The sequence below is a fragment of the Rubrobacter aplysinae genome (genome assembly GCF_001029505.1).
In the GTDB taxonomy this organism is placed as follows: domain Bacteria; phylum Actinomycetota; class Rubrobacteria; order Rubrobacterales; family Rubrobacteraceae; genus Rubrobacter_A; species Rubrobacter_A aplysinae.
The window spans coordinates 153,784-177,062 of sequence record NZ_LEKH01000005.1 but is presented as its reverse complement, the minus strand read 5'-3'; the positions used below and the strand labels follow the sequence as shown (position 1 = coordinate 177,062).

The 23,279-nt window shown below is 65.5% G+C and carries 23 protein-coding genes and 3 pseudogenes; 16 read left to right on the top strand and 10 right to left on the bottom strand.

The window, feature by feature from the left end; all coding sequences use genetic code 11:
* The first annotated feature begins 36 nt into the window (after window positions 1-36).
* From ABD53_RS07335 to tatC, 6 genes and pseudogenes are all read left to right on the top strand, one after another.
* Window positions 37-759 carry a ubiquinone/menaquinone biosynthesis methyltransferase gene (locus ABD53_RS07335; protein ID WP_053057795.1) on the top strand — a complete coding sequence of 241 codons (723 nt, stop codon included), beginning with the start codon at window positions 37-39 and terminating at the stop codon, window positions 757-759.
* On the top strand, window positions 752-1,786 hold the full coding sequence (locus ABD53_RS07330) for a polyprenyl synthetase family protein (RefSeq protein ID WP_160309642.1): 1,035 nt from the start codon (window positions 752-754) through the stop codon (window positions 1,784-1,786). The genes ABD53_RS07335 and ABD53_RS07330 overlap by 8 nt, the downstream gene beginning before the upstream one ends.
* Before the next feature lie 181 nt (window positions 1,787-1,967).
* Window positions 1,968-3,230 carry an amidohydrolase gene (locus tag ABD53_RS07325; protein WP_047865170.1) on the top strand — a complete coding sequence of 421 codons (1,263 nt, stop codon included), beginning with the start codon at window positions 1,968-1,970 and terminating at the stop codon, window positions 3,228-3,230.
* Window positions 3,231-3,378: 148 nt separating this feature from the next.
* Window positions 3,379-4,044 (top strand): tetratricopeptide repeat protein, encoded by a 666-nt coding sequence (locus ABD53_RS07320; RefSeq protein ID WP_047865091.1) that lies wholly within the window; start codon window positions 3,379-3,381, stop codon window positions 4,042-4,044.
* Between the two features lie 92 nt (window positions 4,045-4,136).
* Window positions 4,137-4,334: pseudogene (tatA, locus tag ABD53_RS17670) on the top strand (twin-arginine translocase TatA/TatE family subunit); the annotation flags it as partial.
* Between the two features lie 131 nt (window positions 4,335-4,465).
* Window positions 4,466-5,311, top strand: coding sequence for a twin-arginine translocase subunit TatC (tatC, locus tag ABD53_RS07310; RefSeq protein ID WP_053057793.1), 846 nt, complete (start codon window positions 4,466-4,468; stop codon window positions 5,309-5,311).
* Window positions 5,312-5,317: 6 nt separating this feature from the next.
* On the opposite strand, the gene ABD53_RS16500 is transcribed toward tatC, so the two are convergent.
* Window positions 5,318-5,875 (bottom strand): SRPBCC family protein, encoded by a 558-nt coding sequence (locus ABD53_RS16500; RefSeq protein WP_084709392.1) that lies wholly within the window; start codon window positions 5,873-5,875, stop codon window positions 5,318-5,320.
* A gap of 70 nt (window positions 5,876-5,945) precedes the next feature.
* Between ABD53_RS16500 and ABD53_RS07300 the strand changes: the two genes are divergently transcribed.
* The 8 genes from ABD53_RS07300 (at window position 5,946) to ABD53_RS07270 (ending at window position 14,037) form a co-directional block, all read left to right on the top strand.
* Window positions 5,946-6,821 carry a decaprenyl-phosphate phosphoribosyltransferase gene (locus tag ABD53_RS07300; RefSeq protein ID WP_047865167.1) on the top strand — a complete coding sequence of 292 codons (876 nt, stop codon included), beginning with the start codon at window positions 5,946-5,948 and terminating at the stop codon, window positions 6,819-6,821.
* A gap of 12 nt (window positions 6,822-6,833) precedes the next feature.
* Complete coding sequence (locus ABD53_RS07295) at window positions 6,834-7,817, top strand: lysylphosphatidylglycerol synthase transmembrane domain-containing protein (protein ID WP_047865089.1); 984 nt, start codon at window positions 6,834-6,836, stop codon at window positions 7,815-7,817.
* A 91-nt stretch (window positions 7,818-7,908) separates the two neighbouring features.
* Window positions 7,909-10,071: a DNA topoisomerase I gene (locus tag ABD53_RS07290; RefSeq protein ID WP_053057792.1), complete on the top strand. Its 2,163-nt coding sequence runs from the start codon at window positions 7,909-7,911 to the stop codon at window positions 10,069-10,071.
* A 158-nt stretch (window positions 10,072-10,229) separates the two neighbouring features.
* Complete coding sequence (locus tag ABD53_RS07285; protein WP_047865088.1) at window positions 10,230-11,021, top strand: gamma-glutamyl-gamma-aminobutyrate hydrolase family protein; 792 nt, start codon at window positions 10,230-10,232, stop codon at window positions 11,019-11,021.
* Between the two features lie 47 nt (window positions 11,022-11,068).
* Window positions 11,069-11,692: a dTMP kinase gene (gene tmk / locus ABD53_RS07280; protein ID WP_053057790.1), complete on the top strand. Its 624-nt coding sequence runs from the start codon at window positions 11,069-11,071 to the stop codon at window positions 11,690-11,692.
* 23 nt (window positions 11,693-11,715) lie between these two features.
* Window positions 11,716-11,889, top strand: a complete 174-nt coding sequence (locus tag ABD53_RS17475; RefSeq protein ID WP_200900321.1) for a hypothetical protein — start codon at window positions 11,716-11,718, stop codon at window positions 11,887-11,889.
* A 46-nt stretch (window positions 11,890-11,935) separates the two neighbouring features.
* Window positions 11,936-13,060, top strand: coding sequence for a DNA polymerase III subunit (locus tag ABD53_RS15835; RefSeq protein ID WP_160309641.1), 1,125 nt, complete (start codon window positions 11,936-11,938; stop codon window positions 13,058-13,060).
* 2 nt (window positions 13,061-13,062) lie between these two features.
* On the top strand, window positions 13,063-14,037 hold the full coding sequence (locus ABD53_RS07270; RefSeq protein WP_047865087.1) for a P1 family peptidase: 975 nt from the start codon (window positions 13,063-13,065) through the stop codon (window positions 14,035-14,037).
* Between the two features lie 336 nt (window positions 14,038-14,373).
* Here ABD53_RS07270 and ABD53_RS07265 read toward each other — a convergent pair whose 3' ends face one another.
* The 3 genes and pseudogenes from ABD53_RS07265 to ABD53_RS17940 all read right to left on the bottom strand — a co-directional run.
* The gene (locus ABD53_RS07265) at window positions 14,374-14,745 is read right to left on the bottom strand and encodes an HsmA family protein (RefSeq protein ID WP_047865086.1); all 372 of its coding nucleotides are present in this window, start codon (window positions 14,743-14,745) and stop codon (window positions 14,374-14,376) included.
* 88 nt (window positions 14,746-14,833) lie between these two features.
* Window positions 14,834-15,343 carry an MFS transporter gene (locus tag ABD53_RS17945; protein WP_235401434.1) on the bottom strand — a complete coding sequence of 170 codons (510 nt, stop codon included), beginning with the start codon at window positions 15,341-15,343 and terminating at the stop codon, window positions 14,834-14,836.
* Window positions 15,344-15,529: 186 nt separating this feature from the next.
* Window positions 15,530-16,149, bottom strand: a pseudogene (locus tag ABD53_RS17940) (MFS transporter); the annotation flags it as partial.
* Between the two features lie 220 nt (window positions 16,150-16,369).
* On the opposite strand from ABD53_RS17940, the gene ABD53_RS07255 reads away from it, so the two are divergent.
* Window positions 16,370-16,891: a PadR family transcriptional regulator gene (locus ABD53_RS07255; protein ID WP_047865085.1), complete on the top strand. Its 522-nt coding sequence runs from the start codon at window positions 16,370-16,372 to the stop codon at window positions 16,889-16,891.
* A gap of 156 nt (window positions 16,892-17,047) precedes the next feature.
* Window positions 17,048-17,593, top strand: a complete 546-nt coding sequence (locus ABD53_RS07250; RefSeq protein ID WP_047865084.1) for a class E sortase — start codon at window positions 17,048-17,050, stop codon at window positions 17,591-17,593.
* 39 nt (window positions 17,594-17,632) lie between these two features.
* Here ABD53_RS07250 and ABD53_RS07245 read toward each other — a convergent pair whose 3' ends face one another.
* The 6 genes and pseudogenes from ABD53_RS07245 to ABD53_RS07220 all read right to left on the bottom strand — a co-directional run bounded on the left by ABD53_RS07245 (window position 17,633) and on the right by ABD53_RS07220 (window position 23,272).
* Complete coding sequence (locus ABD53_RS07245) at window positions 17,633-18,601, bottom strand: TIGR03557 family F420-dependent LLM class oxidoreductase (protein WP_047865083.1); 969 nt, start codon at window positions 18,599-18,601, stop codon at window positions 17,633-17,635.
* 235 nt (window positions 18,602-18,836) lie between these two features.
* The gene (locus ABD53_RS07240; RefSeq protein ID WP_047865082.1) at window positions 18,837-19,889 is read right to left on the bottom strand and encodes an NAD(P)-dependent alcohol dehydrogenase; all 1,053 of its coding nucleotides are present in this window, start codon (window positions 19,887-19,889) and stop codon (window positions 18,837-18,839) included.
* Window positions 19,886-20,587, bottom strand: coding sequence for an iron-sulfur cluster assembly protein (locus ABD53_RS07235; protein ID WP_047865081.1), 702 nt, complete (start codon window positions 20,585-20,587; stop codon window positions 19,886-19,888). Before ABD53_RS07235 ends, ABD53_RS07240 begins: the two co-directional genes overlap by 4 nt.
* Window positions 20,588-21,622: an amidohydrolase family protein gene (locus tag ABD53_RS07230; RefSeq protein WP_047865080.1), complete on the bottom strand. Its 1,035-nt coding sequence runs from the start codon at window positions 21,620-21,622 to the stop codon at window positions 20,588-20,590.
* A gap of 352 nt (window positions 21,623-21,974) precedes the next feature.
* Window positions 21,975-22,205, bottom strand: coding sequence for a hypothetical protein (locus ABD53_RS07225; protein WP_047865079.1), 231 nt, complete (start codon window positions 22,203-22,205; stop codon window positions 21,975-21,977).
* A 22-nt stretch (window positions 22,206-22,227) separates the two neighbouring features.
* Window positions 22,228-23,272, bottom strand: a pseudogene (locus tag ABD53_RS07220) (zinc-dependent alcohol dehydrogenase family protein).
* Window positions 23,273-23,279 lie beyond the last annotated feature (7 nt).

Here is a 23,279-nt window from a genome sequence, read left to right as displayed (position 1 = left end):
GAAACGCTGCCCTCGGGAGAGGAGCGAGCCCGGCTCGTGCGGGAGATGTTCGACCGCATAGCCGGACGCTACGAGCTGCTGAACACGCTCATGACCGGGGGACTGAACCGGGTGTGGAACAGGGTCGTGATCTCCGAGGCCGGCGTCCGGCCCGGTTCGCGGGTCCTGGATCTCGCCTGTGGCACCGGCAGCCTCACCCGCGACCTCGCCCGCCGCGCCGGACCCGAGGGCCACGTCCTCGGGGTGGATTTCTCCCGCGAGATGCTCGCCGCCGCCCGTCGCAGACCGCTCTCCAACGTCGAGTACCGGGTGGGGGACGCCACCAACCTGGACGGTGTACTAAACGACGTGCCCGGCGCGGAGAGCGGGGCCTTCGACGCCGCCACCATAGCCTACGGAGCACGCAACATCCCGAACCTCGACGCCCTGTTCAGGGAGATGTCGCGGGCGGTCAGGCCCGGCGGCCGGGTCGTGTGTCTGGAGATAGCCCGCCCGTCCGGGCGGGTGCCGGCGCTCTTCTACGGGTTGTGGTTCGATCGCGTGGTGCCCTGGCTCGGGGCAAAGGTCTCCGGGGACTCCTGGGCGTACTCCTACCTGCCGACGAGCGTGAAAGAGTTCGTAGCACCCGAGGATTTAGCTGGAATAATGGAGCGTAATGGGTTACGGAACATACAGTGGCGGAGGCTCGCGGGCGGCATCATCACGCTACATAGCGGGACGAAAGGGTCGAGAGGAGCGCGTGGGCCGGGAGTTGAATAGCGGAGATCGGGACCGCGGACGGTACGAGAGTGGCGATGGCCGCAGCGTGGCCCGGCGCGCCGGGGAGCTCAAGGAGACGCTGCCGCCCGACGCGGTCCGGCTCCTGCGTGAAGTCGAAGGCTCGCTGGTCGAGGTCTCGCGCCGGGCTCCCGAGAATCTCGTAACCCCGACGCTGGAGGCGCTTACCGCCGGAGGCAAGCGTCTGCGGCCGCTGCTGTTGATACTTAGCTCCGCCCTGGGCGGGGCCGACCGCGACGCCGTGCTCGGCGCCTCGACCGCCGTGGAGGTTCTGCACACGGCGACCCTGATCCACGACGACATAGTAGACCGGGCAGAGAGCCGGCGCGGACGGGCCACCACCGTGGCCACGTACGGCCGGGAGAAGGCGGTCGCCGCAGGAGACTACCTGTTCGCCGAGGCATTCTCGGACCTCGCTGCCATAGGCGACCCGCGCCTGATCCGGGCCTTTGCCGAAGCCTCGGAGGCGCTGGCGACCGGGGAGCTCGAACAGTACCGCTCGACTGGCTCCGAGGTGGAGGTCGAGGTGTATCTGAATCACATCCGCATGAAGACCGCGGGCCTGTTCAAGGCGGCCTGCGTCGCCGGAGGCTCCCTTGGCGGGCTCTCGCTGCCGCAGGTAGACGCGCTCTCCAACTACGGACAGGCCCTCGGTGTCGCCTTTCAGATGTCGGACGACGTGATGGACTTCGCTGGAGTGCCCGGCGTAACCGGCAAGGGCGTCGGCGGCGATCTCGCCGAGGGCACCGTGACGCTGCCCGTAATCTTCGCCCTGCGCGAAGGCGACGCCGGGCTAATACGCCGCGTCCTGGCCGAGCCCGAGCCCTCTCCCGAGCTGCTGGAGGCCGGGATAGACGCGGTGCTCGCCACCGACGCCGTCTCCAAGACCGAGGCCTGGGCCCGTGGCGAGGTCGAGGCCGCCCTCGAAGACCTTACGCTCCTCCCGGAGACGGAGGAGAGGATTATCCTCGAAGCCATCGCGCGCGAGGTAGTGGGCCGCGACACCTGAGCCCGGTTGGGCCGGTACCTTCGCCCGATACCGCCGCGCTTCCGGGAGTACCGGGATTGATTATGCTAACCTTTTTCGCCGGGTCGCCGACCCAGAATTGCTTGAAGTTGCTTATCCATGTATCCGTACTGCGAGGGAGCACAGGTTGAAACGTCTCTTTACGAACGCGGTTGTTCTGACGATGGCGGAGGGCTCGTCAGGGCCCGTATCCGGTGGCTCGCTCGCCGTGGAGAACGGTCTCATCTCCCACGTCGGAGACACCCCGCAGGACACGAGCTCGTATGACGAGGTGGTGGACCTCGGCGGCAAGGCGCTCCTGCCGGGTCTCGTCAACACCCACGGTCACGCCGCGATGTCCCTGTTGCGGGGCTACGGCGACGATCTACCGCTAAAGACCTGGCTGGAGGAGAAGATGTGGCCGATGGAGGGCAGGTACGGTCCCGAGCAGGGCAGGTGGGGCGCGGCTCTGGCGGCTCTGGAGATGATCAAGGGCGGAACCACCTGCTTCGTGGACATGTACGACCACATGGATCACGTTGCCGGCGTGGTCGAGGAGTCCGGCCTGCGCGCGGGCCTGTGCCGGGGAGCCATAGGGCTCGGCCCCGAGGATGAGCGGGACGCCAAGCTCCGGGAAGCCATATCCTTCGCGGAGAACTGGCACGGTCAGGCGGGAGGGCGCATAACCGCGATGATGGGCCCGCATGCGCCGTACACGTGCCCGCCGGACTTTATAGAGAGGTTCGTCGAGAGCGCCCGCGACCTCGGGCTGCCGATCCACACCCACATGTCCGAGACCGAGGCCGAGATACAGCAAAACGTAGAGGAGTACGGCGTGCGACCGGTCGAGCACCTGCGCCGCCTCGGGGTGTTCGACGGCCCCGCGCTCGTCGCCCACGCCGTCCACCTCACCGAAGAAGAGCTACAGACCCTGGCGAGCCACGACGTGAAGGTGGCCCACAACCCCGGCAGCAACCTCAAGCTCGGCAGCGGCGTCGCCCCGGTGCCGGAGATGCTCCGGCGCGGGATGAGGCCCTCGCTCGGCACCGACGGCGCGGCCAGCAACAACAACCTGGACATGCTGGAGGAGATCCGGCTAGCTGCCCTGATCCACAAGGGCGCCCTCCAGGACCCGCTCGCCGTCCCCGCCGAGACCGCCCTCAGGATGGGTACCTCCTACGGCGCGGAGTGCGCCTTCCTCGGCGAGACCACGGGCACGCTCGAAGCCGGCAAGAGCGCGGACTTCATAACCATAGACCTGGACGCCGCGCACCTGCAGCCCGTACACGACGTGATCTCCAACGTGGTGTACTCGGCCTTCGGCAGCGACGTGCGCGACGTGTACGTGCAGGGCGAGCCCCTGATGCGCAACGGAGAGTGCCTGACCCTCGACGAGGAGGAGGTCACCTACAACGCCCGCCGCGCCTTCGAGGCCATAGCGGGCTGAGATACGCTATAGTCAGCCTCCACCTGTGGCACGCCGGAGGCTGATATACAATCGGGGTGCCGGGCTCTCGCCGAGAAGCGGGACGCCGGAGTGCAGCTCGATAAGACGTTAGCACCGTTAGTATTCCAGAGGAGATCCAGCCGCAACCATGATGATGGACCGCAACAGGTTGAGCTTCTGGACCCGCCTCGTCGCGATAGTGCTCGCGGTGGGGTTCCTGTTCTCATCCGTGATCATAGGCTTCACGGCCACCGGCAGCTACAACCTGCTAGAGGTGTTCGGCGGGCAGGATCAGGGTCAGCAACAGCAGTCCCAGGACCTCGGCCCCCAGATACAGGAGGCCGAGCAGACCCTCGAAGACAACCCGGAGGACCCGGAGGCGATCACGGACCTAGCCACCCTCTACCTCAGCGACGGCCAGTCCAGCAAGGGTATCTCCCTCCTGGAGGACGGCATGGACCGCGCCCCCGACAACGCCGACATACCACTGCTGCTGGGACAGGCGCGGGTGCAGCAGGCCCAGGCCCAGCCAGAGGGGGAGAGGGACGAGTCCTTTCGGAAGGCCGGGGACGCCTTTGCCGCCGCCACCGAGCGCGACTCCGAGGACGCCGACGCCTTCCTGCAGGCGGGCTCCGCCTACGACCAGGCCGGGGACCCCGGCGAGGCCATCCAGTACTACAATGGCTACCTCGACCTCGAGCCAGATAGCGAGCAGGCCGGACAGGTCGAGGACAGGATACAGAGCCTGCTGGACGAGGGTGGCTCCGGCGGTCCCGGAGGCGGAACTTCGGGCGGAGGAGGCTCCGGCGGGTAATCCAGCGCGCCTTCTGTACCGTAAAGCTATATAATTCCGTAGATACGATAGCGGGAACACGAGCCAGGACGGCTAAGAGGAAGGGAGAAAAGGTGACCCCAGGACCAACACAGCTAATAATAGTTCTGGTAATAGTCTTACTGCTCTTCGGGGCGAAGAAGATCCCGGAGCTCGCCAAGGGGCTCGGGACCGGTATGCGCGAGTTCCGTCAGGGAGCCTCGGGCGAGCTGGAGGACGACAAGAGCTCGGACGGCGACGAGAGCCGGGTGGACAGTGAGACCGCCAACGCCCCGGCCTCCGGTAGCTCCGACGGCGGCCAGGACGCGCGCTCCGGGCACGACTCCTCTAACGGTTCCTCGAGCGAGTCCTCCGACGAGACCAGCGGAGCCAGCAAGACCGAGCAGAGAAGCTAAAACCCTAGATGGCGAATCGCCTGAGCCCGCCGCAGGCGGAGGAACGCGCGCGCTATGAGGCGCGGATGACGATCATAGAGCACCTGGACGAGCTCCGCTCCAGGCTCTTCAAGATACTCCTCGCCCTCGTCGTCGCCACCGTGGTGGCGGCTGTATTCAGACCCCAGCTCTTCAACTTCCTGGTCGAGCCCGCGGTGTCGCGGGATCTTTTGAACCCCGGAGCCGGGGGAGACCTCATCATCACGGGCGTCACCGAGGCGTTCTTCACGGACGTGAAGCTGGTGATCTACGCCGCGTTCGTGTTTACCGTTCCGGTCCTGATCTACCAGCTCTGGGCCTTCGTGGCCCCGGCGGTCGGGGACATGGGCAAGGTGTTTACCTACATCCTCATAGCCCTTTCCTCATCGCTGTTTCTGGCCGGGATGGTCTTTGCCTACTTCGTGGTGCTGCCCTTCGCGCTGAACTTCCTGCTCACCTTCGGCGGCCCGCGTTACGAGACGTTTATCCAGGGTCAGGCTTACCTGTCGTTCGTGACGCGCTTCATGTTGGCGTTCGGCATCTCCTTCGAGCTGCCGGCGGCGACCTACATAGGGGCGAGGCTGGGCCTCATAGACGCGCCGATGCTCAGGAAGTACCGCCGCCACGCCATCGTGGTGAACGCGGTGCTCGCCGCGATGCTTACGCCTGCGGATCCCATGAGCATGATCCTGATGGCAGTGCCCCTGATCGGGCTGTACGAGGTCAGCATCGTTATCGCCCGGTACGTGAACCCGAGCTCGACGAGGGTGGCGCCGGACTTCGGCAACGACCCGGACGAGAATGGTTACCGCGACAGGGACGACGACGATCTCTAGCGGGGTCTAGAACTCGCGCTCCAGACCTTCCGCGAGACGCCGCAGCGAACGCCCCATAAGGTCGGATATGAGCCCCCGGAAGAACGGTCGGTGGGCAAGCCTGTCCAGCCACGGCGGCTCCACCGAGTAGTCGGTGGAGAGCGTCATGCGTGCCGTGAGACCGGCTTCCCCGGACACGTCTTCCAGTAGCCAGCCTCCATATCCGCTGGCTCCGGAGAGGTAGCGCCACTCTATGAGCCTGGGAGGCTCGATCCGGGTGACGAGGCTCGTTACGTGGTGCTCCATACCGGCGGCGCGCAGTCCGAACTCGATCTGGTCTCCAGTTCGCAGGCCATTGTGGATGGTGGGTCCAGAGTGTGTGGAGGGTGGAGGAGGTGCGGGGCGCAGCCTCACGCTTCTTAGCCCGTAACCCCACTCCGGGAAACGCTCCACATCCGAGAGCCGCCTGAAAAGGCTCTCGCGGGAGATACCCGCGATGGTCCGGCTCTCGACGACCTCCCGTTCCGCCGGGCTAGCTGACGCTGGCCCCCGAGAGTCTTTGCCACGAGCCTCTCTTCCTCTCATGCGGACGATTATGCAACAGGCGGGCCCGGGCTAGAGATTTCGGGGGTGGTTTGTGGTAGAAACCGCTCTCATGGAATCTAGTAATTTCGCGGGGCCGGGAGCCTATATAAAGCTTGTAAGGCCGCGCCAGTGGACCAAGAACGGGTTCGTGCTGGCCGGTCTCGTGTTCTCTGGTGAGGCCCTGGTCCTGGGCTCCATCCTGAAGGCGCTGCTCGCCTTTGCGGTATTCTGCGCTCTTTCGGGTGCGGTCTACGCCGCCAACGACGTGCTCGACGTGGATGAGGATCGTAAGCACCCCGAGAAGCAGTCGCGTCCGGTCGCCAGCGGCGAGATCCCGGTGAGGAGCGCGGTGATCTTCGCCGCGCTACTCGCCGTGGGCGGGCTCCTCGCGGGGTTCGCGCTCGACGTCGGGGTCGGGCTCGCCGGGGCGGCGTACATAGCTCTGCAGGCGCTCTACACCACCGTCCTCAAGCACCTGAGTATCCTGGACGTGATGAGCATCTCCGCCGGGTTCGTGCTGCGGGCGCTGGCTGGGGTCGCCGCGGTCGGCACGGCGCTGTCGCCGTGGTTGATCGTGTGCACCGGCCTACTCACACTCTTTCTCGGGTTCTCCAAACGCCGTCACGAACTCGCGAGCCTGGGAGAAGGGGCATCCGGCCACCGGCGGAACCTCAAGGACTACTCGGTGCCGGTGCTGGACGAGATGATGAACATCATGCTCTCGGCCACGATCATCGCGTACTCGATGTACACGTTCTTCGAGTACGAGGACCGCTTCATGATGGCGAGCATCCCGTTCGTGATCTACGGCGTGTTCCGGTACATGCTGCTCGTGCACCGGGACGGCGGCGGCAACCCGGACACCCTGCTCCTCCAGGACCGGCCCCTGCAGGTGACGCTGCTGCTGTGGCTGGCCGTCGTGATGAGCGTCATCTACACCGCCTAGGAGGAGCCGGGCTTGCTGGAGCGCCTGAAACGCAACCTGTTGCTCGCCATCGTCCTCGCGGTCGCGGTGTACCTCGTCCTTTTCATAATCTCGGGGTTCGGTGACCTGCGCGCCGCGCTCGACGGCTTCCGGTGGTCCCTGGTGCCGGTGATCCTGGGCCTCGTGGCGCTCTCCTACGTGGGGCGCTTCTTCCGCTGGGTCTACTACCTGAAGGTGCTCGGCATCTCGCTGCCCACCGGCATAAACGCGGCCATCTTCACCGCCGGGCTCTCCATGGCGATCTCACCCGGCAAGCTCGGGGAGGTGCTAAAGAGCCTTTTCGTGAAGCAGGTCTCAGGAGATCCGGTGGCTCGAACGGCCCCGGCGGTGGTCGCCGAGCGGGCGACGGACGGGACCGGGATGGTCCTTTGGGGTATGCTCGGGGTGCTCGCTTTCAACTATGGTCCAGGTCTGCTGCTGCTGTTTCTGGGCATGACCGTGCTCGGCATCGCGGTGCTGCGCTCCAAGCGGCTCTCGGTGCTGGCCGAGCGTGTCATGTCCCGACTGCCGGTGCTCGACAAGCTGGCCCCGCACGTCGGAGACTTCCACGGCGCGTCCAACACGCTGCTCGGGGCGCGGCCCATGATAGTGGGGACCGTGATCTCGTTTGCGTCGTGGGGCCTCGAGTGTTTGGCGGTCTACCTCTGCGCCGTCGGCGTCGGGGCCGGACAGCCTTTCCTGGTGGTCGTGTTCATCTTCGCGGTTAGCTCGCTCGCCGGGGCCCTGAGCTTCGTGCCCGGCGGCATCGGGGTCGCGGAGGCCGGTCTGGCCGGGATGTTCGGCACCGTGGCCGGGCTCGCCGGGGGGATCGCGGTCGCGCTCACGCTCGTTATCCGCATCGCCACGCTGTGGTTCGCCACCCTGCTCGGGCTGTTTGGTCTGCTCCTGGTGCGGCGCATGATAGGGGAGCCCACCGAGTCCGTGGAGTCCGCCGAGGCCGAGGTTGCCCAGGGTTAGGATAAGGGTGGTGTGATCCGGGTCTCAAGCCGTTCCGATACGGGTGGCCCGCCGGTTTCGCTGTTTGACCATCGTGTTATAAACTCTGCACATGCTATTAATTATCTCCGAGAAAGCAAACGCGGCGAAGAAGATCTCCCAGTTCCTCGCGGATGGTCCGGTGAAGGACGGCAAGCATCGTAGCGTGCCCCACCACAGCTTCACCTGGAACGGCGAGGATGCCATGTCCGTCGGGCTCAAGGGCCACGTCCTGAACCCCGAGTACCCGGAGGAGTACTCCAACTGGCAGAAGGTCGAGCCCTCCGCGCTCATAGACGCCGAGATCCACAAGTCCGTCTCCGAGAAGGGGGTGGCCGAGGCCATCCGCTCGCTCTCGAAGAAGGCGGATAGCGTGATCGTGGCCACCGACTTCGACCGCGAGGGCGAGCTCATCGGTGTGGAGGCGCTCTCGCTGGTCCTGGAGGCCAAGCCGGAGCTAGAGGATCACGTCCGGCGGGCCAGGTTCTCGGCGCTTACCGGGCCGGAGGTCAACCGGGCCTTCGACGAGCTTGTGGAGGTCTCGCACGACCTGGCCGCCGCCGGGGAGGCGCGGCAGGATATAGACCTGATCTGGGGCGCTACCCTGACCCGCTGGGTCTCCCGCGCAACCAAACGCTACGGTAGCGCGTTCCTCTCCGTGGGCCGAGTGCAGTCGCCAACCTTGGCGCTCATAGCCGACCGCGAGCGGGAGCGCCGGGCGTTCGTGCCCGTGCCGTACTGGGAGCTGCACGCCGAGCTATCCGACGGCGCGCAGGACTTCCCCGTGCGCCACCAGACCGAGCGCTTCGACGATGAGGAGTCGGCCCGGACCGCGCATGGCAACATCACGGACGCCACCACCGTCACCGAGGTCAAGCAGAAAGAGGCCCAGCGCAAGCCGCCGACACCCTTTAGCACGACGGTGTTTCTCTCGGCGGCGGCGAACCTCGGTTTCTCGCCCTCGCGGGCCTCGCGCATAGCCGAGGATCTGTACACCGACGGCTACATCTCCTACCCGCGGACCGACAACACCGTGTACCCGCGTTCGCTGGATCTGCGGGAGACGCTCGGCTACCTCAAGAAGGTCGAGGGCGCAGGCTCCTACGCCGAAGGGCTACTCAAGAAGGAGAAGCTCTCACCGACGCGGGGCAAGAAGGAGACGACTGACCACCCCCCGATCTATCCGACCGGCTACGCTTCCAAGAAGGCGCTGCGCGACGATCAGTGGAAGATCTATCAGCTCGTCGTGCGGCGCTTTCTGGCCACCCTCTCCGCCCCGGCAAAGACGCTGCGCACCACGCTCAACTTCGACTCCGGTGGCGAGACGCTGACCACCGGCGGCACGGTCGTCACCGAGGAAGGCTGGCTCGGGGTGTACCCCTATAGCCGCCGGGCCGACGAGGAGCTCCCGAGCCTCTCCGAGGGTCAAGAGCTGCGGGTCAACAGCGCCGAGGTCATCGGTAAGGAGACCCAGCCGCCGGGACGCTACGGACAGGGTCGCCTCATACAGGTCATGGAGGACCTCGGGCTCGGCACGAAGGCGACGCGCCCGAACATCATCCAGAACCTCTACGACCGGGGCTACGTCCACGCCGATCCCCTGATACCGACGGAGACCGGCATCGCGGTCGCCAAGGCCCTCACGGACTTTGCCTCCGAGATCGCCACACACGAGATGACCTCCGAGCTAGAGGCGAGCATGGACAGCATCTCCGAGGGCGAGACGAGTAAGGAAGCCGTGGTGGACCGGTCCAAGGAGGTCCTGCGCAAGGTCTATGGCGAGCTGGAAAGCGTGCAGGACGAGTTCGCCGACGTGGTGCGCGCCGGTATCCGGGAGGACTCGGTGCTCGGGCCGTGCAAGAAGTGCGGCTTGAACCTGACCGTGCGCCGCGCCAAGAAGAGCGGCAAGCGGTTCGCCGGCTGCGAGGGTTATCCCGACTGCGACCAGACCTACTCGCTGCCGCCGCGGGGTGAGATCATACCCCTGGGCACCCTGTGCGAGGCGTGCGGCTCTCCCGAGATCAAGGTCGTCGGCGGGCGCCGGCCCTGGATCACGTGCATCGACATGTCCTGCCCCAAAAAGCAGGAGGAGCGCGAGAAAGCCCGCGCCCGCAAGGAGGCCGGGTCTAAAAACAACGACGGCGAGGATGCCAAGTCCGGCGACGGCGTGACGGAGGACGGCTCCTCCGGCAACGGGCAGGCCCGCGAGAAGGAGCTGGAGGGCTCTACCACCTAGGCCCGGCTCTCTACGTGCACGGGCCGCCTACCCATGATTCTGGGAGCGGCCCGTGCACACTACGTATGGCAGTCATGTGACGGCCGCTTGGAATCGGCCGCCGATTTGCGGTAGCATATTCCACTATGTTCCGTGAGCATATAGGAGAGTAGCAGACTTTGGGTCCCGTAATTGGTGTAACGGCAACCTTGAAAGAGGATACGGAGACGAGCGCGACTCGCCCACTGGGGGAGTTCGTGCGCGCGGACCTGGACTACGTGAGCGGGGTGGAGCAGGCCGGTGGTGTGCCGGTGGTGCTGCCGCCGCTCGCCGGCGATCCCCGGGGGGCAGCCGGGGCGATGGTGCGCGGCCTGGACGGGCTCCTGCTCAGTGGCGGGACCGACCTGCATCCCCGGGCGTATAGCGAGGAGCCGCACTCCGCTCTCGCGCAGATTATCCCCGAGCGGGACGCCTTCGAGTTCGAGATTCTCTCCGCGGCGCTGGAGGCCGGGCTTCCGGTGTTCGGCATCTGCCGCGGCATGCAGCTGATGAACGTCGCCCTCGGCGGCACGCTGTATCAGGACGTGCCCGCGCAGTTCGGCGAGCGCGGGGTGGATCACCGCCAGACCGATCCCAAGTGGGTGCCGCGCCACGGCGTCGAGGTGGCCCCGGGCTCCCGGATCGCCGAGTTCTCCGGCACGGAGCACATGGAGGTCAACTCGTACCACCATCAAGCGGTAAAGAGCGTGGCCGCCGGGCTCTCGGTTGTCGGACGTTCGGAGGACGGTCTGATCGAGGCCCTGGAGAGCCGGGACTTCTCCCGGCGCTGGCTGCTCGGGGTGCAGTGGCACGCCGAGGCCATGCGCGGCTCGTCCGAGTATGGTGCCTCCCAGCGGGCTCTCTTCGAGGCGCACGTGGAGGCGTCCAGGCGCGGCTCGGGCCGGGGCTCCGGCGGCCGGGCCGTGGCCTAGGACACAGGGGAGAGCTGGTCCCGGGAGTTCGAGAAAACGGCGTCTTCGTGACCATCGAGGGCCTCGACTTCTCCGGCAAGAGCACTCTGGTGCGGCTCCTGCGCCAGAGGTTCTCAGAGACGCCGGCTCTCGGGCAGACGATGTTTACCCGGGAGCCGGGCGGCACCCCGGCCGCCGAGCGCATCCGGGAGGTTCTGCTCGACCCCGAGCTCGAGGTGGACGCCTGGACCGAGGCCTACCTGTACGCCGCCGCCCGGGCGGATCACGTCCGTAACGGCCTGCGTCCGGCGCTGGCGGAGGGTGCGGTCGTGGTGTGCGAGCGTTACCTGGACTCCAGCCTCGCCTACCAGGGCGCCGGGCGGGGGCTGGGCGTAGACACGGTACGCTGGCTCAACGGGTGGGCGGTGGACGGTCTCGTGCCAGACCGGACATTCTATCTGGCTCTGGACGCTGCGGAGAGGGAGCGCCGGGCGTGGGAGAGCGGGGCCTCGCTTGACCGGATAGAGCGGGCCGGAGCGGGCTTCATGGGGCGGGCGGAGGAGTGCTTCGAGGAGCTCGCGCAGAAAGAGACGGAGCGGATGGTGAGGCTCGACGCGACGAGCCCCCCCGGGGAGCTAGCTGAGGCCATGCTGCGGGAGGTGCGCGATCTGCTCTATACTCACCCCGGTTAGCCGCGAAGGGTAGGGGAGGCGGAATGGACCGCAAGAAGCGCGAGGGAGCCGGCGTGGGGGCGGGAGTCCTGGCGGGGTCCGGTCTCGGGGTGCTGATGGGAGCTACCCTGGAGAGCACCGCGCTCGGGATCGGCATCGGTCTCGGGCTCGGCGTCGCCCTGGGCGCGGCCCTCGTTACACTCGTCCGACGCAGATAACCGCAGATAACCGCAGGTAACCTTGGATAAGACCCGGATGGAGAACATGGCGGATACGTTAGATACGGTAGACGTGGCAGATACGACAGGCCAGATCTTCACCGGAATTCTGGGCAACACCGGAGCCCTGGGCTCGCTGGAGCGTGATCTCGCCTCCGGCCCCTCGCACGCCTACCTGTTCCACGGCCCACCCGGTGTAGGAAAGCAGACCGTCGCCCGGCTCTTCGGGGCTGCGCTCGTGGCGGGCGGAGACGAGCAAGCCGAAGATCGCGCGCGGCGGGGCCTGCACCCCGACCTGTACGAGGTGGAGCCGGACGGCGCGTTCACCACCATCGGCCAGGTGAGGGAGGTCGTGAGGCTCGCCTCCGGGCGGCCCTTCGAGGGGGCACGCCGCGTGTTCATACTGCGGGCCGACACCCTGAACGTGCAGGCCGCCAACGCCCTCTTGAAGACTCTGGAGTCGCCCGAGGCCGGGACGGTGTTCGTGCTCGTGGCGGCCTCCCTGGAGGGCGTCCTGCCGACCGTCGTCTCTCGCTCCCGGCCCGTACGCTTCAATCCGGTACCGGAGGAAGAGCTTGCGGGTTTTCTCTCCAGCCGCGGGGTGCCGGACGCCGACGCCCGGCTCGCCGCCTCGCTCGGACGAGGGAGCGTCGGGCTCGCGTTGCGCTACGGCTCCGGGGACGGGCTGCGGGATCTCAGAGAGGCCGTGATCGGGGCCGGGCTAGACTTCGGCGCAGACTTCGAGAGCCGCCACGAGGGCGCGTCACGGATCGTGGAGCGGGCCGAGGCCGTCGGGGAGAGGCGGGGGTCCGCGTACCTCGGAGAGACAGAGGAGCCCGACCGCCGAGCCAAAGACGCCGCCAAGCGCGCCGGACGCGCCGCCCGGGACGGGGCCGTGAGGGAGGCGCTGGATCTCCTCGCCCTCCTGTACCGGGACGCGGCCGTGATCTCGGCCGGAGCCCCGGAGATCGCAGCGAACACTGACCGCTCGGACGAGCTTGGAGAACTCGCCAGCCGGTATCCGGGCGCCGACTGGGCCGGGGCGGCCTCCGAGGCCACGGACGAGAAGGCCGCGCTAACGTACAACGTCTCGCCGGAAGCCGTGCTTGGAGAGGCCCTCTCGCGGGCCAGACGCCGCATACTCGGGCCTCGACACGTGGAGAGAGGATAGTCGTGGCCGCAAAGCCACGCCGGGGCCCGCTCGACGGTATCTGCGACGTCCCCGGCGTCCGGGCCGGTCACGCCGATGACCGGGAGGGCCTGACCGGCTGCACCGCGGTCCTGTTCGACGCCCCCGCTGTGGTCGGGGTGGACGTGCGGGGCTCTGCGCCCGGCACCCGGGAGACCGACCGCCTGGCCCCGACCGCCAGCGTCCGTGACACCCACGCGCTCCTCCTGACAGGCGGCAGCGCCTTCGGCCTCGCAGCCGCCGACGGGGTAACGCGCCTGCTGGAGCAGCAGGGGCGGGGCCTGGATCTCGGCGTCGCCCGCATACCGCTCGTGTCGGCCGCCGTGATCTTCGACCTCATGGTCGGCTCTGCCGCCGCGAGGCCGGATGCGGCAATGGGCTACGAGGCCGCCCTATCGGCCCGTAGCGAAAAGCTGGATCGCGGCAGCGTCGGGGTGGGTACCGGGGCGACCGTCGGCAAGGTCCTGGGCCTTGAGCGGGCCATGAAGGGCGGCGTCGGCGAGGCTTCCGCCGTACTGGAAGGCGGAGCGACCGTCGCCGCCCTCGCCGTCGTCAACGCCTTCGGAGACGTGCGGGACTCCGATGGGATAATAGCCGGGCCGCGACTGAAAGACGGTACGCCCGGCGACACGGTGTCTCTGCTGGAAAGGGCCGCGCCGGGCGGGAGCCGGGGCGAGAACACGACGCTCGGCATAATCGTCACCGACGCCCGGCTGGACAAGACCGATACCACCAAGGTCGCCCGCATGGCCCACGACGGGCTCGCCCGCGCCGTGTGGCCGGTCCACACCAGCGTTGACGGGGACGCCGTCTTCACCGCCTCTGTCGCCTGTGAGAGCGGACGCGAGGCCGCGACGGACGTGGTCGGAGCCTGGGCCGCATGGGCGATGCAGGCAGCGATACTGGACGCCGTAAGATCCTCCACCGGCGTCCGGGGGATTCCAGGCCTCGCGGACTAGCTTTACCAGAACCCGCACAGTCCGGCGTGTTACGGGCTAGCGTGGTTCACGACGTTAAGCTCGTTAAGCTCGCGCCGCCTCATATCGAAGTACGCAGCGACCGAGTTCTGAGCCCGGGCTGACTCCGAGTCCGGCGGTAGCGAATCAGCGCCGCCCGGAGCCTCGCTCTGGCCCTCGAGTCCCGCGGCGAGCATCGCTAAAATCGGGGTGGACTGCGCACCTTTGCGGGAGGATTTCTCCGACTCTGGATACTGCGGGTAAATTCAAAGCTGGCTCGTTCTATGAGGGCACGGAACGTGCTGCGGTGCTCCGTGCCCATGTAGGCAGCCTGCGGGTTTAGCCAACCAGGCCGGTGTTGAGGAGCGCCCCGAGAGTGTAGGGGATCAGCCAGATCACCCACACGATGACGCTGAAACGGTGGAAGCCCTCCAGCGTGCTCTCATGCCCGCGCCAGAGCGTCACCGTCGCCCATACGGCGTGCACGAACATGAGGATCAGCGCAACGAGGCCGGTAAAACCGTGCAGGCTCGGCTCGAAGCCGCCCGCGATCTCGCTCATGCGGTTGGTGCCGATGGCGTCGAAGATGAGCCCGCCGTAGAAGAAGATCAGGTGCCACCCCCTAAGGCGTCCTCCCAGGCGCTCCGACCACACTCCGATGGTGTAGAGAATCAACGCGATGGTGATCGTGACTATGGCGAATCCCAGCATGGTGCTCTTTTCCTTTCGTGGATTGGACTTTCTCGGCTCTTGCTTCTATGCGGTATAGCTACTTCTTCGCCATTCCTCCTTTCCTCTTCTAGTGCTGGGTGGTCGCGAGCTCTTCTTTGTGGCCCTTGAGCCTCGTGGAGAGCAGGGTCAGGATCAGGGCCACCACCGCAAGCACCAGGAACGCGGCCTGAAAGCCCGCGACCCCGCCTCCGATCGAGGCCGCGACCGCGCCTATTACCGCCCCGCCGGAGAGCTGGCCGGTGCTGGTAAAGACGGTGAGTATCCCCTGGGCGCTAGTCTTCTCCGAGGTTCCGGCCTCGCCGAGCAGGATGTAGCGCAGGGGAGCGCCGAGCACGCCGGCGAGCCCGAGACCGACCAGCACGGAGGAGGCGAAGTAGCCCGTAAGGTTCGTCGCGAAGAATCCCGCGCCCGCCATTCCGGCCGTTAGAAGCGCCGCGCTCGCGAAGACCACGGGCCTCGAACCGAGCCGGTCCAGCAGGGTCCCGACCACGGGGGAGCCCACCCCGAGGGCGACCACCACCGACAGTAGCATGAAGCTCGCGGTCGAGTGGGAGACCTCGAAGGCCGACTGCGCCATCGAGGGGAAGAACACCACCCCGGCCTCGCCGAGCCCGGCCCCTATGGCCAGGGCGGAGGCGACGACGACCTGCTTCGAGCCGAGCAGCCCCACGCGCACGACGGGGTCTCCCGCGCCGCGCTCGACGCGCCAGAAGACCGGGGCGAGCGCCAGAGCCACGAGCAGCGGCAGCCAGACCTCTACGGAGGCGAGGCTCTCGAAGAAGCTGTCGGCGTCTATCTCGCTCAGGCCGAGCGCCACGGCGCCCAGTAGCACGGCCAAGGCCCCCATACCGGCGAAGTCGAACGGGCTCTTCTGCTCCGGTCCATCGTCGCGCAGCAGCCGGAGCGCGAACGCCGCCAGGATCGCGGCTATCGGCACGTTGATTATGAACAGCCAGTGCCAGCTCGCCAGCAAGAGCGCTCCTCCGACAATAGGACCTATCAGAAAGGCGATCCCGAAGACCGAGCCCAGCAGCCCGAGCGCCCGGCCCTGCCTCTCGGCCGGGAACACGTCCCCGACGATCGCTGTCGCGACCGGGAAGATCCCCCGGCCCCGAAGCCCTGCATCGCCCGTCCGGCGAGCAGCACCCAGAAAGAAGGCGCGGAGGCGACCACGATGGACCCCACACCGAACAAAAGCACGTCCCCGACGTAAACCGCCCGCCGGCCAATTCTGTCCGCCAGCTTCGCCATCAACGGCACCCCGACCACGTTGAAAAGCACGTAGATCGTGAACACCCACTGAAGTCCCTTCGCACTCACCCCGAACGACTGCCCTATAGCCGGGAGCGCCGGCCCGACGATAGCTATGTCCAGAGCCCCCATTAAAACCCCGAAAAACAGCAGCGGGAGCACCCTGCCAGTGTTGGTTCTGTTAGCCATCTAGGCCTCCTCTCTCATCCACGGAGAACGTCCGCAACCCTTGTAGTAAACTCTGACTAGTCAGCTATGACCATAATAGCGCGCGGAGCTTATTAGTCAAACATGACTAGTATAAATATAACTATAATAGGTGAGATTATTAACATCGGAGGTTGGAGGCGGAATGGACGAGCGGCATTTGTTGATACTGGGGTTGGTAAGGGAGCAGAGGCAGCATGGCTATCAGATCCACGAGTTCATCCAGAAGAACTTGAGTAACCTGACGCAGATGAAGAAGGCGACCGCTTATGCCGTCCTGGATCGCCTCGAGGGAGGCGGTTACGTCCGCTCGGAGACCGAGCAGCAGGGAAACCGCCCGCCGCGCAAGGTCTACGAGGTGACGCCGGAGGGCCGAGAGGCGTTCGTCGGGCTGTTACGAGAGAACCTCTCCGGCGCGGACCGTATCCTGATGAGCGGAGACGTGGGGCTCATGTTCTTGGACGAGCTGCCCAAAGAAGAGGTAGCCGGGTACCTCGAAAAGAGGCTCGATGACAGGGAGCGGCAGATAGCAGAACTAGAGAAGGCCCCTGAGTATCCCGGATCACTCGGACCGCCCCTCGCCATAGAGCACCTGCTGGCCTTGAACCGGGCGGATCGGGACTGGCTGCGGGCTGTGATAAATCGCCTCCGGCACGAGATTGCATAGAAGGGGAGAGTTAGAGAAAGAGCTGGAGATTAACATCGCGAACCGCACGCTCGCTCGTAGTAGGCCAACCCGGTTATCATCCGGTCCGTGAATACCAGACTTATCGAACGATTCGGACACTGGACCAGCGTGGGATCGAGGAAAGGCCGCCGGCTTGTGTCCGGATGGCGCGGCATCTTCATCCTCTGCGGCCTAGCTCTCCTGGTCTCCGGGGCGGTGTTTACGGTCCTTGAGCTGCGCGTTCCCGTTCCTGGTGGAGCCGGCGATAGCCGTACCGGCCCGCTACGGCTATCGGTGCCGGAGATGGAACGGGTAGACGGCCTGCCGGTTGCCACCGCCCAGTCCGGTAACGAAGCCGCGCTCAAGAAGGGGCCCGTACGTCTGGCGGGCACGGGGCTCCCCTCGGCCCGCGAGTCCAACGTGTACATCTCGGGTCACCGTCTCGGGTATCCCGGCACGGGTAGCTTCCTCGTCTTCCGGGACCTCAACGTTTTACGGGATGGCGACAACGTCGTGCTCCGCGGCGGCGGGCGACGCTATCTCTACCGGGTCTTCGAAAGGAAGGTGGTCGGTCCCGGGGCGCTATCGGTCACGGAGCCGGTAGACGGCCGTAACATAGTCAGCCTGCAGACCTGCACCCTGCCGGATTACCGGCAGCGGCTGGTGGTCCGCGCCGAGCTCGTGCGGACCACCAGGGTTTGAAGCCGTGTTTTCGCAAGAGGGTGGGGAGGTCAGCCGGTCTCAGACAGAGGGGGTAAGCTCCCTCATCGGAGCGGCTAGCTCCTTCTCGAAGAAGTCGAAGAACCCGTCCGGATCCGGCCCGGCGTTTACCAGGGCGAGGTGGTCGTAGCCCGCGTCCACGAACTGCTGGGCCACCGCCAGATGCTTGGAGGCGTCCGGGCCACAGCCGAAGACCTCCCGCATGTCGTCCTCCGTTATGAACGCGGTCGCCGCCTCGAAGTTGGGCGGGTTCGGCAGCTCCGCCTGCACTTTCCACCCGGTAAGCCCGAAACGGAAAAGCTCCCGGGCGGAGCGGGCGGCCTCGGCCTCATCCGGGGCCCAGGCCAGTGGCACTTCGGCGTAACGCGGTCCGTCTCCGCCGGCTCTGGAGTAGGCGTCCGTTATGTCGGTCCTGGGCTCGGTCACGAAGATGGCGTCCCCGAGCTCGGCGGCCAGCCGGGCCGAGGCGGGGCCGCCGGTGGCAACCGCGATCCGGGGCTGGATATCGGGCAGGTCGAAGACCCGCGCATCTTCGAGCGTCAGGTGCTTGCCTTCGTAGGAATGGTAGCCGCCGCTCCACAACAGGCGGATGATCTCGAGCGACTCCCGGAACATCTCGTGCCGCGTGCTTACCGGGGGCCAGCCCTGCCCGACCACGTGCTCGTTCAGCCTCTCTCCGGACCCGACTCCCAGAGTGAAACGGTCCTCCGCCAGCAACGCCGTCGTGGCCGCGGCCTGCGCGATTATCGCCGGGTGGTAGCGGATAAAGGGACAGGTGACGCCGGTCGCCAGCTCTATGCGCTCGGTGCGCATCGCCATCGCGGCCAGCATGGACCACACGAAACCGGAGTGGTTCTGGCTGTCGAACCAGGGGTGGAAGTGGTCGCTGATCTCGACGAAGTCGAAGCCGGCCTCCTCGGCGCGTACCGCCTGACGTACCATCTCCTGTGGCGGGTACGCCTCCGCTATCAGCTTGTAGCCAACCTTCACGTGCTACCTCCTCGGGGCGAGCCGTACTCGGAACGGCCGCTTATCGTACATAAGGACCGTGACAGTCGCTCCTTACCACCGGTGCAGGAAATCTACACACTCCTGCGCCCTGGAGAAAGTAGCGGGGAGCAGTTCACCTCCAGTGGTAAGACCGGAGCTATGGAGACGGAGAAAGAGGGGAGACGGTACGCCTCCCCGGGTTGCCGGCGGTAGCTACCGGCCTTCCATGCTTCCTCTACGCCGCGCTCGGGACCAGGATGCCGCGGCCTCCTGGTATGCGGCCGCCTTCCAGGTCGGCTATGGCGTCGGATACGCCGTCGAGCTGATAGGTGTGGGTCTGGAGCGTGACCTTGCCCTGGGCCTGGAGCGTCATTAGCTCGGCCAGGTCGTTGTAGGTGCCGACGAGGTTCCCGATAAAGCTGCGCTCGGTCGAGATCAGGTCTATCGTCGGGACGTTTATGTTTTCGCCGTAGCCTATAACGTAGTGATTGCGGGCCCTCCCTAGCATGGCGAAGCCGTCCGTCGTGGCCCCGCCCTCGCCGACGAAGTCTATGATCGCATCCGCGCCCGCGCCGTCGGTCATCTCCAGGACCGTGTCCACGTGCCCGCCGTCCGCGACTACGGTCTGGTCCGCGCCGAGCTTCTTTGCCGCCTGCAGAGCCTCTTCGGAGCGATCCACGACTATGATCTCGGCCGGCGTCAGCGCCTTTAGCGACTGGATGCCGATGTGCCCGAGGCCTCCGGCCCCGATCACGACAGCCTTCGTGCCCGGCAACAGCTCCATACGGGCCTTCTTGACGGCGTGGTAGGCGGTCAGCCCGGCGTCGGCGTGGGCGGCCACGTCGGCCGGTTCCACGCCGGCGGGCAGCTTCACCACGGCTCGGGCGTTGGTCTTCAGCAACTCGGCGAAGCCGCCGTCGGTGGTGATCCCGGGGAACTCCTGTGCTACGCAGTGCATGTCATCCCCGGCGCGGCAGGGGCGGCACAGGCCGCAGGTGATCAGAGGATGCACGATCACGGCATCCCCGACGGAGACGCTCGTCACCGCCGAGCCGACCTCGTGTACCCAGCCAGCATTCTCATGGCCCAGGATGTAGGGTAGCTCGATGCCGGTCTTGGGTGCCCACTGACCCTCTATTACGTGCAGGTCCGTGCGGCAGAGTCCGGCACCGCCGATGTGCACCACCACGTCTAGCGGACCCTTCGCCTCGGGCTCCGGTACCTCCTCGACCTTCAGGCTGTCCGGGCTTATCTTCTCATCGTAGGCGTAGAGCCTGGCTGCTTTCATGCCTTCTCCTCCATGTCGGATAGGCCGTAACGGCTGGCGAGGACGCTCCTGCAGAACCCGGCGTTGCCTTCGATGCTAAGACGGTTCATCTTGGCGCGCCGTAGGTGTGCGATCACCGCGTCCTCAGGTATAGCTCTACCGTCCGGGTCCACTATGAGCGGCGCTTCCGTACCGTTATCAAGCCCGAGCTCCGCCCGCCGGGATACATACTTCTCTGTCTCTTCCGAATCGGGCAAATCCCCGATCGTCATGGCCGCGAGTTCCGCCGGGGAGAAACCTTGAGAAAGCAGCCTCCGGCACAGCTTCTCCTGGCGGGCGACGAATGACTTGCGGCGGAACGTGTCGCGCAACTCTTCCAGGTCTGGCCCGTCGGCCTCGGCGGGAAACGCCCCGTCGAAGCCCAACTCGTCATTCACGCCGGAGTTGATCTCGTCGGCCGCGTAATGGTCGTCCAGAGAGACCCGGGCCTCCCGGACGCCGGGCACACCGAGCACCGCTTCTCTGGAGTCCGCGACCATGAGATATGAGAAGTTGGCGGCGCAAAAAGGGGTGGGGAGACGCAGCTGGACCTCGACTCTATCGTCGGACACCTGGAGACCGGCGACGAATTTCAGGTCCGTTATAGGTTCGTCGAGTTCGGGGTCCCGGACGCCCGAGAGGGCGTCCAGGATCTCTGCTTCGGTAGGTCCGTTCGGCATTTACAGCGGGCTCTCCGGGTAGCTGCTCTCGCTACCGGAGGCGACCGCGGCCGGCTGACGGACCTCTTCCGGGACCTCGATGTCATAGAGTGCGGCGGCGTTGAGGCCCAGGATCTTGCGCTTTATGTCCGGGGTGAGCGTCCCGTACTCGGACTGCAGGTCTTCGGGGATCTGGAAGTCCACGAACTGCTCGACGAGCCACTTGGGATGCCAGATGGCGTAGTCGCTGGCGAACAGGATTCTGTCCTCATCCAGCCAGTACAGAAGCTCGCCCATGATCTCGGCGAAGTATCTCGGGCGACTGTGCATGAACGGCATGGCCACCGCCATCCCCGCGTAAACGTTTGGCTCCTGGACCGCGATCCAACAGAAATCTTCCAGGCGCGGCAGCCCGATGTGCTCGACGATGAAGTTGAGCTCGGTGAACTCGGAGGCGGCCTCGTCCACGTCCGCGACGTCGAACGCGTCTTTGTTTAGCGGCCGGATGGTCGGTCCCTTGTGGACGTGGATGTTCTTGACGCCGAGCTCGTGGCACTTCTCCAGATACCGCTTGGCCCACTCGTCCTTCAAGGACCAACCCTTGGATTCGCCCTTCCACTCGGCGGTGTAGAGCTTGATGCCCTGGAGGTTGTATCTGTCCACGAGCCTTTCGAGGTCCTCGATTCCTCTCTCTCCGTCGCGTGGGTCGAAAGCGCCGTTGACGATGAACTTCTCCGGATGCTTCTCGGCGAGCACCGCATTCTGCTCCGTGGTATTGAAGCCGTTTACGTAGAAGTCCGTGAGGTAGGTGGGTTGGAAGATGGCCTTATCCACGTAGCCCTCTTCAAAGAGGTTACGCATCATGGTCTCTTCGGAGTACTTCTGGAAGTCCTCTATAGACCAGATGTACTCCTCCGGGCTTAGAGCGGTCTGATAGCCGTGGAAACAGTCGATGAACTGCTTGCCATGTATATTCTTCTGGTTCTCCGGACTCGCATCCCAGAAATGTACGTGTTCATCAACGACAAAGTAGCTTTCGCCGTCTTTTCTGTACACGTCTCCTCCTTGACCTTAGCCCCGCCCGTGAATGCAAGACTAAAATTGTAGTTGCAACCCTTTCCGCCTCTAAGAGTAATACGGTAGATCAAAGAGATCAATATTACGAAAGGACTTTTCCAACAGTTGGCGAAAAACGTATGCCAGGCGCATCAAGTGTCGTAATTCTGATCTTATCTAATCTTATGTTCGCGTGAGACCCTCTGAGACCCTCTAGTTCTCTGTTTTTACTTCCCCCGGCCTTCCATAAGATCGGAGTAAAGCCGGGTGTGGAGGCTCGCGGGACCGGCCCCCTGGAAGCTGGCGTAGGGCTACCGGCAGAACCATAGGGCAGTGGTTCGCCAGGTCTTACTCAGAGGAAGTTGGCAAAGTCGGCCGGGCTTATCTGGAGTTCGGGGGAGCCGTCGTTTCTCAGCTCGCGGTTGTACTTGTCGAGTGCGGCGACCTGCACTTCCCGTCTTGCGATCAGGAAGTCATTGCCGGTGGACACGAAGTGCCACATCTTCTTGTCGCCGTACATCATCTCGCGGTGTAGCTTGCGGAGACCTTCGACCGCCTGGTTAAGCTGTCCCTGGTCCAGCATGTCGCTCCTCTCTCGCTATCCTCTACGAGGCTGACAGGACTACCTTCAGCGCGTTGGTGTTTGCGGCGTCGGAGAACACGTCGTAGGCGTGCTCTATATCCTCCAGCCCGAAGCGGTGAGTAGCGAATGGCGTCGTATCCAGTCTCCCCTCGGAGACCAGCTTCAGGAGGGTGGGAGTGGAGTACGCGTCCACCAAGCCGGTGGTGATGGTTACGCTCTTGATCCAGAGCGTCTCCAGGTGGAGCGTCGCGGGCTGGCCGTGCACTCCTATGTTTGCGACGTGTCCGCCGGGGCGCACCAGCTCGGTACACAGCTCGAAGGTCTCGGGTACCCCGACCGCTTCCATGACCGTGTCGGCCCCGAGGCCGTCCGTCATCTCCTTTACCATCTCTATCGTGTCGCCAGAGGAGCCATTGATGGTCACATCCGCACCCAGCTCCCGGGCGCTTTCGAGCCGCGAGTCGGCGAGGTCCACGGCGACGATCCTACCCGGAGCGTAGAGCCTGGCGGCCGCTATCGCGGCCAGACCAACCGGTCCCGCGCCGACCACGACCACGGTGTCTCCGGGCTTCACGCCGCCGTTTCGGACCCCGATCTCGAACCCGGTAGGCAGGATGTCCGATAGGAACAGCACCTGCTCGTCTGAAAGGCCTTCGGGGACCTTGTACAGGCTCGTGTCGGCGAACGGTGTGCGGGCGTACTGGGCCTGGGTCCCGTCCACTAAGATGGCCCAGGATCCAACCGCCGCCGCTCAGGCACTGGCTTTGCAAGCCTCGCCTGCAATACTCGCAACGCCCGCAGGCAGAGATACACGACACCAGCACCCTGTCGCCCTCGCCTACGTCCTCCACGCCCGAGCCGGTCTCCATTACCGTACCGACGGCCTCGTGGCCCAGGGTACGCCCTTCTTCGACCGTGGGAACATCGCCCTTGAGTATGTGCAGGTCCGTGCCGCAGATGGTCGTGGTGTCTATTCTGACTATCGCGTCTGTCGCTCGCTCGATACCGGGCTCCGGCTTGGAATCCCAGCTCTTCTCCTGGGGACCATGGTAGACCAAAGCCTTCATGAGCCTC

Excerpts from the sequence above, each read along its gene's own strand:
- ABD53_RS07325 (WP_047865170.1), top strand. The coding sequence starts at position 1,968 with ATGGCGGAGGGCTCGTCAGGGCCCGTATCCGGTGGCTCGCTCGCCGTG.
- ABD53_RS07320 (WP_047865091.1), top strand. The coding sequence starts at position 3,379 with ATGATGATGGACCGCAACAGGTTGAGCTTCTGGACCCGCCTCGTCGCG.
- tatC (WP_053057793.1), top strand. The coding sequence starts at position 4,466 with ATGGCGAATCGCCTGAGCCCGCCGCAGGCGGAGGAACGCGCGCGCTAT.
- ABD53_RS16500 (WP_084709392.1), bottom strand. The coding sequence starts at position 5,875 with ATGAGAGGAAGAGAGGCTCGTGGCAAAGACTCTCGGGGGCCAGCGTCA.
- ABD53_RS07300 (WP_047865167.1), top strand. The coding sequence starts at position 5,946 with ATGGAATCTAGTAATTTCGCGGGGCCGGGAGCCTATATAAAGCTTGTA.
- ABD53_RS07290 (WP_053057792.1), top strand. The coding sequence starts at position 7,909 with ATGCTATTAATTATCTCCGAGAAAGCAAACGCGGCGAAGAAGATCTCC.
- ABD53_RS17475 (WP_200900321.1), top strand. The coding sequence starts at position 11,716 with ATGGACCGCAAGAAGCGCGAGGGAGCCGGCGTGGGGGCGGGAGTCCTG.
- ABD53_RS15835 (WP_160309641.1), top strand. The coding sequence starts at position 11,936 with ATGGCGGATACGTTAGATACGGTAGACGTGGCAGATACGACAGGCCAG.
- ABD53_RS07265 (WP_047865086.1), bottom strand. The coding sequence starts at position 14,745 with ATGCTGGGATTCGCCATAGTCACGATCACCATCGCGTTGATTCTCTAC.
- ABD53_RS17945 (WP_235401434.1), bottom strand. The coding sequence starts at position 15,343 with ATGGCGCAGTCGGCCTTCGAGGTCTCCCACTCGACCGCGAGCTTCATG.
- ABD53_RS07255 (WP_047865085.1), top strand. The coding sequence starts at position 16,370 with ATGGACGAGCGGCATTTGTTGATACTGGGGTTGGTAAGGGAGCAGAGG.
- ABD53_RS07240 (WP_047865082.1), bottom strand. The coding sequence starts at position 19,889 with ATGAAAGCAGCCAGGCTCTACGCCTACGATGAGAAGATAAGCCCGGAC.
- ABD53_RS07235 (WP_047865081.1), bottom strand. The coding sequence starts at position 20,587 with ATGCCGAACGGACCTACCGAAGCAGAGATCCTGGACGCCCTCTCGGGC.
- ABD53_RS07225 (WP_047865079.1), bottom strand. The coding sequence starts at position 22,205 with ATGCTGGACCAGGGACAGCTTAACCAGGCGGTCGAAGGTCTCCGCAAG.